A 15,027-nucleotide genomic window follows, 5' to 3' on the forward strand; every position below is an offset into this window, starting at 1 on the left:
CTGATGGCTCTGTCCCGCTTATCGGCGCACTCAACCTCATGTCGAAAGGCGCAAAGTAATCATGACTCTCAACAAGACACGGGCTGCCCGTAACTTCTCCGCTTACTCGGCAACGCTCACTCAACGAGCTCTGTTTGCCGTGACGCTTGTTGCTGCATCGGTCGGGCCGGCGTCTGCAGCTCAGCTAGTCGCGGGTTCGCCGCCGTCGAGCGCTCCAACGACTTACCTCGATACAAAGACCGGAAAGATCGCCGGTTACATGCCCGAGATCGCCGCGGAGATTGCAAAGCGCGAAGGTTTGCCGCTCGACTTTCAGGCTGTGCCGTTTCCGGCGCTGATCCAGTCGGTCATTTCGGGCAAGATCGACATGATCGTGGCAGGCATGACGCCGACGCCGAAGCGCGCGGAAGTCATCGACTTCTCGCAGGTCGTCACGGCATTCGGCGAGGGAATAGTGGTTAGCGACGACAACAAGAAGGAGTATAAGTCGGCCAAGGACTTCTCCGACGACGTAGTCGGCATCATGGCCGGAACGGACTATTCGGAGACGGTGATCAAGAATCACTATGCCAAGGACGTCAAGATCTACGACAGCCCGGCAGACATGGCGCGTGACGTGTCGCTGCATCGCATTGCGCTCGGCATGACTGACTATCCGATTCTTAAGGCGCAGGAAGCCGCAGGCGCGCTCAAGGGCATGCACGTCGTTGAGAGTTACACGCCGATGAAGGCATTCGGCGTTGCTTTCGGCGTCAAGAAGGGCAATACCGAACTGCTCAACAAGATTAATGCTGCGCTGGACTCCATGCGCGCGGACGGCACGCTTGACGCCATCTTGGTCCGTTATGGCATGACCAAGAAGTAATCGGCACGACACCTTATGACGAATATACTCGATCCCTCGCTGCTCTTGCGAGGTCATTTCATCGGACAGTTCCGTACGCTTTCCGACGAACGGGATATCGAGGTCCTGCGCCCTTCCGACGGGGTGACGTTGGGCTATACCTCTGCGGGTACGGCGCACACGGTCGACCTCGCAGTTCAAAGCGCGCAGCGGGCGCTGCGCGCCAGCGGCTGGTCCAAGTGCGCGCCGCGCGAGCGAGCGCGCGTGCTGCGCCGCTGGGCCGATCTCATCGACACGGATCCGATGCTGCCGCAACTCGAAGCTGTCGGCTCGACACGTCCGATCTCGGAAGCCATTGCCTCGGATATCCCGTTCACGGCCGATGCCATCCGCTTCTTTGCCGAACTGGCCGACAAATCCGGTGGCCAGGTTGCGTCCACACAAGCCGAAAGTCTATCGTTGCGGCTGGCAGATCTGGCCGTGCAGGCCGGTGTGCCACCCGGCATCTTTAACATGATCAATGGCCTCGGCGCGGAAGCCGGCGCGGCGCTCGTCTCGCATCCGGGCATTGCGAAGATTACCTTTACAGGCTCCACGCGGACGGGAAAAGCGATCCTTGAACTTGCGGCTGCAAACATCAAGCCCGTCACGCTCGAACTCGGCGGAAAGAGCCCGCAACTCGTCTTCGGACGCGTGCCGGATATAGGGAAGGTCATCCAACTGGTCAGCCGTGGATTTACGGCAAACGGCGGACAGGCGTGCGTGGCGGGAACGCGGCTAATCTGCCATCGCCGCCTGGTCGACGAAGTGGTGGATGGCGTCGTGACGACCGTATCGCAGCTCAGACCGGGCCTGACCTGGAATGCCGACACCCGGTTCTCGCCGATTATCAATGCCGCGCAATTGCGTCAGATCGATGCGAAGGTGCAGGCATCGCGCGAGGCCGGTGCGGAGATACGGTGCGGTGGTTCGTCCTTTAATGACGAGACAGGAAGCCACTTCTATCGGCCGACCGTGATTCAACGCGTGACTGCCGGGATGCCGGTCGTTCAGGAGGAAGTGTTCGGACCGGTACTGACCGTGCAGACCTTCGATGACGAGGAAGAAGGTCTAGCACTGGCGGATCATCCTTTGTATGGTCTCGCGGCGGGCGTGCATACTAGCGACATAGGACAGGCGCTGCGCGCGATGCGTAGAATCGATGCAGGAACCATCTGGATCAACCGTTATGGTCGCAGCAAGGATATGATCATTCCGACGGGCGGATTCAAGGGTTCGGGCGTAGGCAAGGATCTCGGGCGTCAGGCTTTCGAAGCAGCCCGGCGCGAGAAGAGTGTACTGATGGATTTTGAAGGCCAGCCCACGGACGAATCGTGAACGCTATCAACGTAAAAGCAAGGCCGCGGCCCCTGGAGACGACCGCGCCCGCGGAGAAAGAACCGTCGGTTGTCAGCCGGCGGCTGCGCGATGTCCGCACGAAGAAGGGCCTTAGCGTGAACGAACTTGCGGCCCGGTCATCTGTTTCCGCGGGCATGATCAGTCAGATTGAGCGCGGCATCAGTAGTCCTTCCGTCAAGACGCTGGAGCGCCTGCGTACAGCGCTCGATGTATCGCTGACTGATTTGTTCAGCGAAAGCGTATCGGAGGATCGCGAGCGCCCGGGAGTTCGCCGCGAAGGGTGCTTCGTCCGGCGACGTGCATCGAGACCGAAGTTTTCCGTGCAGGCGTCCGGTCTGCGCAAGGAACTGTTGACACCGGAAGGGCAGCACGATCTGCAATTCATGCTAATCCACTTCGATCCGGGCACTAGTTCGACGGAGGTGTTGATGGGTGCCGGCGAGAAGGGCGGAATGGTGCTGACCGGCAAGCTCGAACTGATGGTCGGCGATGAGACCGTGGAGATTGTCGAGGGCGACAGTTTCCAGTTCAACAGCGCGCTTGCGCATCGCGTACGGAACGTATCGCCGGAAGTGGCAAGTGTCATCTGGTTCATGGACACGCGGCGTCCGCGCGTAGAGATGTAGCACTTTATCAATGGTCTGCGTCACGCATTTGAAGACATGCACATACCTGTGCCGGCGAAGCCGGACCAATTGAAGGCGCTTCGATGATTTCAGTCGCTCAGCGGAACTTCTGCGGCAGTTGATTGCCTTCCCGACCGTATCACGCACGCCGAATCTCGCGCTCATTCAGTGCGCCAAAGATTTGCGTGCCCATGGCGGTGGGCGAGTGGGTAAGCGCTCGTTAGAGGGGCGCAGATGGCGAGCCGGCGCACTTATTGTAAGCGCTGTTAATCGAGGCGGGGCAGTGTGTCATCGCGCGACACAACCTGGCACCCGGACTCTAGTCGCAAACGCGCCAGACTTCCGTTTTGCGCGGAATCGTCGGGTCGGGGCCGTCGTATGAGAACACCAGCAGCGGGCGTTTGCTTTTGCGGTAGTAACGCAGCGTGATCCTGCAAAGCGGATAGCCCGCTTTGCGGTGCGGACTAGCATGACTACGCACGAACGGCCCGATGCGCCAGCCGCGCAGAGACAGGTGAGACGAAGGCGTCTCAAAATGCCAGGCTTGCAGATATCCTCTGACATGTGCGCCGGTGACTTCGATGTACAGATCAATCGACCGGGCGCTGTGCCGCGATTCCGGATTTTCTTCATTCGACCAAATTCCGGTCATGTTGTCGGCTTGCAGCGCGAAAAGCCGGCGCGTTCCGAGCCAGCCGCCGCCGAAAACGGCGAGGCCTGCGAGGACGATGTAAAGGAGATCGACGAACGGGGCAACGTCGTTCAAGGCGTCTTCGGATGGTGACCGAGTTCACTCATCGTAACGGAAGCGCGTGGCGAAATTCTTACTTCCTCGATCGAAATTTACGTCACGATCGTGCGTAATTCTAACGAATACCGTCTGCGATGCAGGCGGTCTGTTCGTTCACGGCGATGTCGCGCGCGGCCTTCGCTTCGCCGATTCGCAACTCGTATGGTATGACAACGCCGTTCTTGGCCGCGGTCACTTCGGCGAGTATCGATATCGCAATCTCCGGCGGCGTGCGGCTGCCGATATAGATACCTGCGGGCCCGCGCAAGCGGCTCAGTTCTTCCTTGCTCAGATCAAAATACGATTCGAGCCGTTCGCGTCGAGCCATGTTGTTCCTGCGCGAGCCAAGCGCGCCGACGTAGAACGCAGGGGTTTTCAACGCTTCCATCAGCGCGAGATCGTCGAGCTTCGGATCGTGCGTCAGCGCGATCACGGCAGAGCGGTCATCGAGCTTCATGTCGAGCACGGTGTCGTCCGGCATGGTTCGCACGAGCGTCGTGCCGGGCACATGCCACGTATCCCTGTACTCCTCGCGCGGATCGCAGACGATGACGCTGTAGTCCAGCCCCAGCGCGATCTCGCATAGATAGCGCGAAAGCTGGCCCGCGCCGATCACGAACATCCGGTAACGCGGGCCGTGAACCGTTCGCAAGCGGCGCCCATCGAAAACGATGCCATCGGCCGACGAACCCGGCGCGAGTGTCACCGCGCCGCTCGTCATATCGAGCGAGCGGATGACCACCTCGCCGGCGATCACGCGGGCGCATAGATCGTCGATCCGGCTATCGGGCGTCACCGGCTCGAGCACCAGTTCGATCGTGCCGCCGCACGGCAAGCCGAAACGATGCGCTTCCTCCGCCGAAATCCCGTATCTGACGGCTTCCGGATGCGTCTGCTGAATGCCGAGCCGCCGCACGCGATCGATCAGATCGTCCTCGATGCAGCCGCCGGACACCGAGCCCGCGACCGAGCCGTCCTCGCAGATCGCCAGCATCGCGCCTTCAGGCCGTGGCGATGAACCCCACGTCCTGACGACGGTGACGAGCAGCACGCGGCGTCCGCGTTCGATCCAGCGGGCGCTGGCCTTGAGCACATCGAGATCGATGCTGTCCATGTTCGGAAGCTGCCCGCTAGTGCCGCGACAGCGCCGAGCGCGAGGACATCTCCCGCGCCACTTCCGGCGTGATCGTCCGGTTGAGCATGAAGCAGGCGACGCCCGCCGCCAGCAACGGCAACGCACCGAGCAGGAAGATCGTGGCGATCGGCGTGCCGACCGCAATCAGGACACCGGCGAGCAGCGGTCCGATGATCGCACCAATGCGCGCCACCGCGAACGACGCGCCCGTCGCCGTCGAGCGGATGAAGGTCGGATAGATCATGCTCGAAATGGCATTCAGGCCGATGTTGCCGCCCAGCACCAGCAGACCCGACGCCAGCGACATCGCCATCGTGAGACTCGCGCCCGATCCGACGGCCAGCCCGAGGGCGGCGACCGGAAGGGAGCCGAAGATCATCGTCAGCGTCATCACCTGCACGCCTTTCTTGTCGATCATCCAGCCGAAGAAGAAGCTGAAGCCTGCCCCGAGCTGAAACAACGCCTGACTGCGGGCCGCATTGGCAAAGCCGATTTCGTCGGTCAATAAGGTCGTCATCCACTGCGACAGGAAGAAGTGCGTGACGAACGAGAGGCCGAGCCCGAGCCAGAGGAACGCGGTCATCGCGCCCCGGCCTTCGGTGAAGAGGTGCTTCACCGGCACGCCTGTGCGCACCTGTTCGTGAATCGTGAAGCGCGTGTCGTCGGCGAATTGCGCGCTAGGCTTCAGCTTGCGGGCGTAGCGCAGGATACGGTCGCTCGTGGGATTGCGCAGCGCCAGATAGCGAATGGATTCGGGCAGACCGATGAACAGGATGATGCCCACCACCACCGCGCCCGCGCCGCCCAGATAGAAGACCGAGCGCCAGCCATAAGCCGGAATGATCTCCGCCGCTAGCAGGCCGCCGCCGGACGAACCCGCCGTGTAGCCGAGATAGAGCAGGGTGATGATCAGCCCGCGATTCGCCGAGCGGGCGTAGTCCGTGATGAGCGAGACGGCCATCGGCATGCCGCCGCCGATGCCGAGCGCGGCGCAAAAACGCATGATCGACAGTTCGACCAGATTGTGGGCGAACGGCACGGCGAACGTGAAGCCGCCGAACACCACGGTGGCGAGCAGGATGGCGCGGCGCCGCCCGATGCGGTCGGCCAGCATGGCGAAGATGACCGACCCCGCCATCCAGCCGACGATGCTGATGTTGAACACGGGCGTCATCAGCGCCCGGTTGATGCCCAGTTCCTTGATGATGCCGGGCGCGGCGTAATTCAATGCCTGATTGTCGAAACCGTCCGCGAGCATGACGAGGGCGCACAGGATGAACAGGCTCGCGGTGAACCAGCTACGCTCCTGCGTCTCGACGACTTGGGCGATATCGACGGTATGTGATTGGGTCATGGCGTCTCCGAATGTCTTTTCTCTGGCAGCCTGGGCAGCACCCGACCGTGTGTCGCTCGCCGAACCTGTCCGGAAGCGACAACCGCTCGTGTGCGATTACCGAAGGCGCTTATTCGCCGTGACTGCCCGACGCTTCGCGCACCGGCGTTTCCGGTTTCACGCCGCCGCGCCGGTTGGCCCAGGTGCGCTCGCCGGTCTCGCGCCAGCCGCCCGACGTGGCCGCCTCCGCGTATTCATCCCAGCGCTTGTCCCAGTCGCCCAGGTGATAGCCATGCCACGGCGGCTGCGGCGTGAGGCCCGGAAGCTGCAGCTCTTCCCAGATCTTGCGTGCGGCGCTCATGTACGGCTCGGTCGGCAGCGCGAGCGGCGGCATGGCGTGCTTGAGCGTCGCGTCGATGAGAAGCGTGCTTTCGAGCGGCGCGCGGCCGGACTTGGGCCCGTGGCCGCTCGTGCGATACGGCGTCACGTGCAGGTCGTGCGTGAAATCGGAGCGATACGCGAGCGACCAGAAAATCGCATCGGCGTTTTCCGGGTTAATGTCTTCGGACACCGCGATGACCAGCTTGCCGCACTGCGCCTGCAGCGTCGCCGCGCCCTGCAGGCCGCGCCACACTTCCGCCTGCTGCGTGCCGCGTGCGAACTGGAGGAAGATCACCTTGCGCAGGTTGGTCAGCGGCTCGTGCATCACCACGCGCTTGATGCCGCGCACGCCCATCACCTTGCTCAGGTGTTCGAAGTACAACGGCTCGTAGGCCACTTTCTTCAGCACCGAGCTTTCGCTGGGCGTTACTTGGCTGATGATCGAAACGAAGACGGGCTTCTTCTTCATCGTGATCGCGGTGACGTGCATCGACATGTTGTAGTCTTCGAGCGCGATATGGCCGTGGCTCTCGCCGAACGGTCCTTCGGGTTCGAGCGCATCGGTGTCGATCAGGCCTTCGATGACGATTTCGGCGTCGCCGGGCACGACGAGATCGATGGTCTTGCAGCGCACCACATCGACCGGCGCGCGCATCAGCCCGCCTGCGACGGCCATTTCGTCCTGATCGATCTGCAGCTTCTGCGGTCCGGTGAAGAGCACGGCGGGCGCGCAGCCCAGCACGATCGCGCAGGGCATCTGCTCACCCTTCGCACGATATTTCTCCCAATGCAGATAGCCGCCCGCGCCCGAAAGACGGCTCGCCATGCGCACGGCGAGCCGGTTTTCCGATTTCAGCGCGGCGCGATACGTGCCCATGTTCTGCACGCCGTTCTCGGGGTCCTTGGTCACGCAAAGCGTCGCGGTCAGATAGGGCGCGGCGTCGAAGCCGGGCGTGGAGACCGGCACCGGCAGCCGCGACAGGCCTTTTTCCTTCAGCGCGTCGCCGCTGATCACCACTTCCTGACAGGGCGCGCGCTCGACCATCACGGGGGGAACCGGCTCGGCGATCGCGCCCGTCCAAGCACGGCCGATCTGCTCGACCGGCAAGCCGAGGCCCGTCGCGTAGATTTCCGGCGAGGCCGCCAGGCCGCCGATCAGCACCGGAATGTCATAGCGATGACCGTCGCCGTCGATCACGTTGGTGAACAGAAACGCGCGGCGCTGATCTTCATGCAGCCCGCCCTGAAACTGCCAGCGCGCGAGCGGATGCAGCTCCGTGTCCTTGTTAATCGGGCGATCGATGCGCGTCAGCAAACCCTTGGCTTCCAGGCGCGCGATGTGTTCCTGCAAGTCGCGCGGGGCGCCTTCGGCGGCGGCCGCTGGCGAAATGTCGCGAGGCGAAGATGACATGCTTTCTCCTTCGTGTGAGACCCGGCGAACGGGCTCGTCACGGTGATTGTTGAATTCGTGTCGATGCGAGGGGCGCTCAGAGCCCGCCCATGCACAGGTATTTGAGTTCGAGGTATTCCTCGATGCCGTATTTCGAGCCTTCGCGGCCCAGCCCCGACTGCTTGACGCCGCCGAAGGGCGCGACTTCGTTCGAGATCAGGCCGGTGTTGATCCCGACCATGCCGTATTCGAGCGCCTCCGACACGCGCCAGATCCGCCCGATGTCGCGGCTGTAGAAGTACGCCGCCAGACCGAACTCGGTGGCGTTCGCCGCGTCGATGGCCTCGCGTTCGTCGCGAAAGCGAAAGAGCGGGGCGACCGGGCCGAAGGTTTCCTCGGTCGCGAAGCGCGTCGATGCCGTGACGCCTTCGATCACGGTCGGCTCGAAGAAGAGCTTGCCGGCCGCGTGACGCTTGCCGCCGGCGATCACGCGCGCGCCGTGCGCGAGCGCGTCCGCGATATGCGCTTCGACCTTCCCGACAGCCGCCTCGTTGATGAGCGGGCCTTGCGTGACGCCGTTCTCGAAACCGTTGCCCACCTTGATACGGCTCACCGCCGCCGCAAATTTGTCGGCGAAGGCGTCGTACACGCCGTCCTGCACGTAGAAGCGGTTCGTGCAGACGCAGGTTTGCCCGGCGTTCCGATACTTCGAGGCGAGCGCGCCTTCGACCGCGGCGTCGAGATCGGCGTCGTCGAAGACGATGAACGGCGCATTGCCGCCCAGTTCGAGCGAGAGCTTCTTGACCGTCGGCGCGCACTGGCTCATCAGCAGGCGGCCGACCGGCGTCGAGCCCGTGAACGACAGCTTGCGCACGATCGGATTGCCGGTCATCTCCGCGCCGATCTCGCGCGGATCGCCGACGACCACGCTGAACACGCCCGCCGGCACGCCCGCGCGATGCGCGAGTTCGGCCAGCGCGAGGGCCGAGAGCGGCGTGGCCTCGGCCGGCTTGACGATCATCGCGCAACCGGCGGCGAGTGCGGGCGCGGCCTTGCGGGTGATCATCGCGGCGGGGAAATTCCACGGCGTGATCGCGGCGCAGACGCCGATCGGCTCCTTCGTGACCAGCAGCCGCTTGTCGGCGGCGGGCGAGGCGAGCACGTCGCCGTCGATGCGCTTGGCCTGCTCGGCGAACCATTCGATGAACGACGCCGCGTAGCCGATCTCGCCTTTCGCTTCCGCGAACGGCTTGCCTTGCTCGGCCGACATGATGATCGCGAGGTCGTCGGTGTTGGCGACCATCAGCGCGTGCCAGCGCTTGAGGATCGACGCGCGCTGCGCGCCGGTTTGCGCGCGCCACTCACGCTGCGCGCGTTCGCCGGCTTCGATCGCGCGGCGCGTCTCGATGCCGGTCATGAGCGGAACATCGGCGATGGTCTCGCCGGTGGCGGGATCGTCGACGGCGAACGTGCAGGCGTTGTCGGCCGCGCACCATGCGCCGTCGATATAGGCGAGCGTGCGCAACAGGCTCGGATCGGCGAGCCGGGAAAGCGGATTGGATTCGGTCATGGTCATCGCAATGGGGCGGCTGCCGCCGGACGCGGCGGGCCAGTGATGGTGATGAAGGCGAGGCGGCTCGTTTAGTCCGCTTCCTGCTGCTCTTTCCAGCGCTTGACCACGCCGCTTTCGATATCGAACAGATCAAGCATGCGGCCGACCGTGTGATTCACGATGTCGTCGATCGTCTTCGGTTTCGAATAGAAAGCTGGCACGATCGGCGCGATGACCGCGCCCATGTCGGAGAGCTGGACGAGCGTGCGCAGATGGCCGCCATGCAGCGGCGTCTCGCGCACGCCGAGCACGAGACGCCGGCGCTCTTTCAGGACGACATCGGCGGCGCGGCTCACGAGCGAACTCGTGATGCCGGTGGCGATCTCGCTCATCGAACGCACCGAGCACGGCACGATCAGCATGCCTTTCGTCTTGAACGAGCCCGATGAAATGGCCGCGCCGATATCGCCCGCCGCATACCACTTCGACGCACGCGCGCGCAGGTCGGCCGCGCGGATGTCGGTTTCGTAGGTCATCGTCAGCTCGGCGGCCTTGCTGATCACGAGATGCGTCTCGACGCCCGCCTCGGCGAGCAGTTCGAGCGCGCGAATCCCGTAGATCACGCCGGACGCGCCCGTGATGCCGACGATGATCCGTTCCGGAGTGCCGTTATTGGTTGCCACGATCGTCCTCGAAAGTACGCGCCGGAGAATTCGGCTCGATGCCGCTGCTGTGGGTGCGCTGGCGCGCCTGATACGACGCATCGCGCTGCATCCATTCCCCGCGCGTCGCCTGCTCGGCGTTACGGTCCCATTCCTCGGTCCAGTCGCCGAGCGAATAGCCGTACCACGGCGACTCGGGCTTGAGCGCCGGCAAGCCGAGACGTTCCCAGAGCTGCTTCGCGTTCTCCATGTACTCTTTCTTCGGCAGCGCGAGCGGCGGCATCGGCGCTTTCATGGTCGCGTCGATGAGCATGGCCGAATCGAGGCCGGTATCGTGGTCCGAGCGCGGGCCGTGGCCATGTTCGCGATACGAGATCAGCTTCACGTCCTCGACCGGATTGCAGCGATAGCCCATTGCCCAGAACACGGCGTCGGCATTGTTCGGATCGATGTCGTCGTCCACCGCGATCACGAACTTGCCGATGGCGGCCTGCAGCGACATCGTGCCGTACAGCGCGCGCCAGATTTCCGTTTTCTTCGAGCCGCGCTCGAACTGCAGAAAGACGAAACGGCGCAGGTTCGTCAGCGGCTCGTGCAGGAACACCTTCTTGATGCCGCGAATGCCGAGATGGTCGCGCAGATGGCGCAGGAACATCGGTTCGTAGGCGAGCCGCTTGATGACGCTCGATTCCGAGGGCGTGACCTGCGAAATGATCGACGTCAGCACGGCGTCCTTGCGGCGCGTGATCGCGGTCACTTCGATCACGAGATTGAAGTCTTCCAGCGCGACGTAGCCGTGGCTTTCGCCGAACGGACCTTCCGGTTCAAGATACGTCGGATCGACGTAACCTTCGACGACGACTTCCGCTTCGGCAGGCACCATCAGATCGACGGTGCGGCCCTTGACGACGCGAATCGGCTCACCGGCGAGACCGCCCGCGACGCTCAGTTCATCGACATTCGGACGCAGCTTCTGCGGACCCTGGAACGCGACGACCGGCGGCGCGCCGAGCACGATCGCGACCGGCATCTTTTCGCCCTTCGCCGCGTACTTGCGCCAGTGGTCGAGGCCGCCCGCGCGCAGGTTCACGAGCATCATCATGCCCAGACGCGTTGCCGATTTCAGATGCCCGCGATACGTGCCCATGTTCTGGACGCCGGTTTCCGGGTCGCGCGAGATCACGCCCGTCATCGTCATGTAGGGCGCCGCGTCGAAGCCTGGCGTGGAGATCGGCAGCGGCAGCGATTCGAGGCCGTTGCCCGGACCTTCGAGGTCCTTTCCTTCGATCACGATATCGTGCACCGGGCCGCTTTCGACGACGACCGGCGGCACAGGATTGTCGGTCGCGCGGTTCCATGCGTCGCCGATGTCGTCGAGCGAGGCCACGTTCATGCCGATGCGGTAAATCTCCGGATTCGCCGCGATGCCGCCGACGATCACCGGAATGTCGTACTTTCGCCCCTTGCTGTCGAGGATGTTCGTGAAGAGAAACGCTTTGCGTTCCGCTTCCGGAATGCCGCCGCGAAACTGCCATCGCACGAGCGGGTGCATTTCGGTGTCTTTATTGACCGGCTCGTCGATTCGATACAGCAGGCCCGCCGCTTCGAGCCGCGCGATGTGTTCGTGCAGGTCCGCGTAACCCGTGGTCGCGGACGCCGTGGAAGTGGTGTCTTGATCAGCCATGACTGGAATTCCCGTGACGCGCCGCGTTGCGCGGCGCCCTTGTTGCCTGAGAGGAGAGGGGTGACGCGATGTTTCAGCGGCGCATCGACGTCATCGCGTTCGCGAGCGACGCGCCGGCCACTTCGCTTGCGAGCGAGAAGTCGGGAATCGTGATTTCGCGGAAATACGTCTTCAGCGTCGCAATGGCGATGCGGTCGCGCGTGCAGATCGACGCGACCATGGCGTCGGCGCGCGCGCTCAGGTCCGCGCCCGGCACGACTTCCGCGACAATGCCCCATTCGCGCGCATTCGCGGCGTCGATGGTCTCGGTCAGATAGACCAGATGCGCGGACGCCTTCGGCGGCACCTTGTGGCGCAGCACGGACAAGACGAGCGTCGGCGGCAGGTTCTTTTGCAGCTCGGGCAGGCTGAAGCGCGCGGTATCGGATGCGACGGCCATATCGCACGCGGTGACGAGCGCGCAGCCGAAGCCTTCGGCATCGCCTTGCACTTCGGCGATGAGCGGCACTTCGCTTTCGTGCATCGCGCGATAGACATCGAGAATCGGATCGGCGACGTTGCGGCGGAATTGCGCGGACGTCGGCGGCGTGGCCGGCGGCGCGCTGACCGCGCGGCCACGGCAGAACGCCGGTCCCGACGCGCGGAGGCGGATGGTCTTCACCTCGGGATCGCGGCCGGCCTTGCGGATCTCAGCGGCGAGCGCGCGCATCGCGTCGAGCGTCAGCGTGTTGCCAAGGTCCGGCTGGTTCAGGGTGATCCGGTATTCGGATTCGTGGAGCGCTGCGTTAAATTCGGTCGTCATGGCGTAGGCATACAGTCAATGAAAACAGGGAATCGGCACTTCTGATGAGCGAGCGCCGGTCAGCGAGCGTAGGCGCCGGCCTCCTTGAGCTTCTGGAACACGCGTTGCGGAACGAGCGGCGCTTCCGTGAACTCGACGCCGTATTCCGAGAGCGCGTCTTCGATCGCGGCGACGATCGCGGCCGCGGCCGGAATCGTGCCGCCTTCGCCCGCGCCCTTGACGCCGAGCGGGTTCAGCGGCGACGGCGTTTCCAGGTGCACGATGTCGATGTTCGGCACGTCGGTCGCCATGGGCAGCAGGTATTCGCCGAAGTTCGTCGTGGTCGGCTGCGCGTTCTCGTCGTACTGCATCCATTCGAGCGTCGCGTTGCCGATGCCGTGCGCGACCGAGCCGATCACCTGGCCATCGACGATCAGCGGGTTGATGAGCTTGCCCGAGTCGTGCGCCATCACATAGTTGAGGATCGTGATGTGGCCGGTTTCCCGATCCACTTCCAGCTCCACGACCGCAGTGCCGTTGCAATACGTCGACTGCGCGGGCGAGAAGTATTTCGTCTCTTCGAGCCCGGCGGTGAGGCCCTTGGGCATGGTGAAGCCCGGCATGCCCTGCGACATCTTCGCGAGCTGGCCATAGCTCATGCGTTGTTCGATGCCCGCGCGGCGCGCCACGTGTCCCTCGACGAGCAGGAGTTCTTCCGGCTCGCCCTTCCACAGATGCGCGGCGAGCGTGAGCATCTTTTCGCCGACGGCCTGCGCGGCAATGTAGACCGAGTTCCCAGCATTCACCGTGACGCGGCTGGCGAAGGTGCCGACGCCCATCGAGATGCCGCCCGTGTCGCCGGTAATGACGTCGATGGTTTCGAGCGGCACGTTCAGTTGCTCGGCGCAGATTTGCGCGAAGGTCGTCTTGTGGCCCTGGCCCTGCGGCGACGCGCCCGTGATCACGGCGATGCGGCCGTTCGCCTGCACGCGCACCGTCGCGCCTTCGAACGGCCCCATGCCCGTGCCTTCGACGAAGCTCGCCATGCCGATGCCGACGAAGCGTCCCTGGCGGCGCGCTTCAGCCTTGCGCTCGGCGAAGCTCGCATAATTCGCACGTTCGAGCGCCGCCTTCTGGGTCGCCGGATAGTCGCCGCTGTCGTAGCGAAGCGGGCTGCCGTCGCGATAGATGAAGCCCGCGTCGTACGGCATCTGCTCCGGCTGGATCAGATTGCGCCAGCGCAACTCCGCGCGGTCCATGCCAAGCGTGCGCGCGGCCTTGTCGAGAATGCGCTCCATCGCGAACACGGCTTGCGGACGGCCCGCGCCGCGCACCGGCGAGGTCGCGCACTTGTTCGTGTAGACGACGTCGAGCTTGGCGCCCATCGCCGGGATCACGTAGGGGCCGGGCGTCGTCGTGATCGAAATGTACGGCGTGATGATGCCCCACGGCAGAAACGCGCCGTTGTCGTGAACCATCTCGAGTTTCACGCCGCGAATCTTGCCGTCGTTCTCCAGTGCCATGCGCACGGTCCACCACTGATCGCGCTCCTGCGTGACCGCGAGAAAGTGCTCGCGCCGGTCTTCGATCCATTTGACCGGACGCTTGAGCGCGACCGCCGCGATCGCGACGAGCGCTTCTTCCGGATAGAACGGCAGCTTCGGGCCGAAGCCGCCGCCGACGTCGTTCATCAGCACGCGCAGCTTTTCCGCGTCCCATTCCAGCAGCTCGACGAGATTCTTCTTCTCGTGATGCGGCGCCTGGCCCGACGACCAGACGGTCAGCTCGCCGTTGGCCGCGTGATATTCGGCGAGATAGCCGCGCGTTTCCATCGGATGCGCGGAGCCGCGGTTCTGCCAGTACGTTTCCTCGACCACATGCGGCGCGCCGTCGAAGGCCGCGTCGATGTCGCCGAAACCCATTTCGATATGGGCGACGACGTTGTCCTTCGCTTCGGTGTGGCACAGCGGCGACTCGGGGCGCAGTCCGTCGCGGCAATCGGCGACGGCGGGCAGGGTGTCGTACTCGACTTCGATCAGACCGCACGCATCTTCGGCGATGTAACGGTTGTCCGCGACGACGAACGCCACCGCTTCGCCCGCGAACGTGACCTCGGTCGAGGCGAGCAGTTCCTGCGTGCGCTCGAAGCGGATCGCCGGATTCGGCAGCATCGAGGGCGCGCGGCCGCGGGCGCGTCCGCTCAGGTCCGCGTGCGTGTAGACGGCATGCACGCCCTTCAGTTCGCGTGCGGCCGCGCAGTCGATCGAGACGATTTTCGCGTGCGCATGCGGGCTGCGCAGCACGGCCGCCTGCAGCATGTTCGGCAGATGCACGTCGTCGACGTACGAGCCTTGGCCTTGCAGCAGCTTCTTGTCCTCGGTGCGCATCACGCGCTTGCCGATGTAGCGCTGGTCGGTGGGCGCGCCTTTCAGATCATCGATTTCCATCGTG

Annotated in this window: 12 protein-coding genes; 3 read left to right on the plus strand and 9 right to left on the minus strand. The window is 64.0% G+C overall.

All coding sequences use genetic code 11. The features are described from left to right. Nucleotides 1–61 precede the first annotated feature (61 nt). From NCT05_RS13470 to NCT05_RS13480, 3 genes are read left to right on the plus strand one after another with little or no spacing between them, the layout of a single operon-like run. On the plus strand, nt 62–865 hold the full coding sequence (locus tag NCT05_RS13470; RefSeq protein WP_250502520.1) for an ABC transporter substrate-binding protein: 804 nt from the start codon (nt 62–64) through the stop codon (nt 863–865). Between the two features lie 15 nt (nt 866–880). After that, entirely contained in the window at nt 881–2,221 is a 1,341-nt protein-coding gene (locus NCT05_RS13475; RefSeq protein ID WP_250502521.1) for an aldehyde dehydrogenase family protein, read from the plus strand. After that, nucleotides 2,218–2,868 carry a helix-turn-helix domain-containing protein gene (locus NCT05_RS13480; RefSeq protein ID WP_250502522.1) on the plus strand — a complete coding sequence of 217 codons (651 nt, stop codon included), beginning with the start codon at nt 2,218–2,220 and terminating at the stop codon, nt 2,866–2,868. The genes NCT05_RS13475 and NCT05_RS13480 overlap by 4 nt, the downstream gene beginning before the upstream one ends. A 319-nt stretch (nt 2,869–3,187) precedes the next feature. On the opposite strand, the gene NCT05_RS13485 is transcribed toward NCT05_RS13480, so the two are convergent. From NCT05_RS13485 to NCT05_RS13525, 9 genes are all read right to left on the minus strand, one after another. Beyond that, nucleotides 3,188–3,520: a hypothetical protein gene (locus NCT05_RS13485; protein WP_250502523.1), complete on the minus strand. Its 333-nt coding sequence runs from the start codon at nt 3,518–3,520 to the stop codon at nt 3,188–3,190. Between the two features lie 214 nt (nt 3,521–3,734). Then, entirely contained in the window at nt 3,735–4,772 is a 1,038-nt protein-coding gene (locus NCT05_RS13490; RefSeq protein ID WP_250502524.1) for an XdhC family protein, read from the minus strand. Nucleotides 4,773–4,788: 16 nt separating this feature from the next. Beyond that, complete coding sequence (locus NCT05_RS13495; RefSeq protein ID WP_250502525.1) at nt 4,789–6,147, minus strand: MFS transporter; 1,359 nt, start codon at nt 6,145–6,147, stop codon at nt 4,789–4,791. A gap of 109 nt (nt 6,148–6,256) precedes the next feature. Then, nucleotides 6,257–7,918: a UbiD family decarboxylase gene (locus NCT05_RS13500; protein ID WP_250502526.1), complete on the minus strand. Its 1,662-nt coding sequence runs from the start codon at nt 7,916–7,918 to the stop codon at nt 6,257–6,259. A gap of 76 nt (nt 7,919–7,994) precedes the next feature. Beyond that, nucleotides 7,995–9,467: an NAD-dependent succinate-semialdehyde dehydrogenase gene (locus NCT05_RS13505; protein ID WP_250502527.1), complete on the minus strand. Its 1,473-nt coding sequence runs from the start codon at nt 9,465–9,467 to the stop codon at nt 7,995–7,997. Nucleotides 9,468–9,538: 71 nt separating this feature from the next. Further along, complete coding sequence (locus NCT05_RS13510; protein WP_014193100.1) at nt 9,539–10,132, minus strand: UbiX family flavin prenyltransferase; 594 nt, start codon at nt 10,130–10,132, stop codon at nt 9,539–9,541. Then, nucleotides 10,119–11,795, minus strand: a complete 1,677-nt coding sequence (locus NCT05_RS13515; RefSeq protein WP_250502528.1) for a UbiD family decarboxylase — start codon at nt 11,793–11,795, stop codon at nt 10,119–10,121. The genes NCT05_RS13510 and NCT05_RS13515 overlap by 14 nt, the downstream gene beginning before the upstream one ends. Before the next feature lie 73 nt (nt 11,796–11,868). After that, on the minus strand, nt 11,869–12,597 hold the full coding sequence (locus tag NCT05_RS13520; protein WP_250502529.1) for an enoyl-CoA hydratase/isomerase family protein: 729 nt from the start codon (nt 12,595–12,597) through the stop codon (nt 11,869–11,871). 59 nt (nt 12,598–12,656) lie between these two features. Further along, entirely contained in the window at nt 12,657–15,023 is a 2,367-nt protein-coding gene (locus tag NCT05_RS13525) for a xanthine dehydrogenase family protein molybdopterin-binding subunit (RefSeq protein WP_250502530.1), read from the minus strand. Nucleotides 15,024–15,027: the final 4 nt, after the last annotated feature.

The sequence above is a fragment of the Caballeronia sp. AZ7_KS35 genome (assembly GCF_023631045.1).
GTDB lineage: Bacteria > Pseudomonadota > Gammaproteobacteria > Burkholderiales > Burkholderiaceae > Caballeronia > Caballeronia zhejiangensis.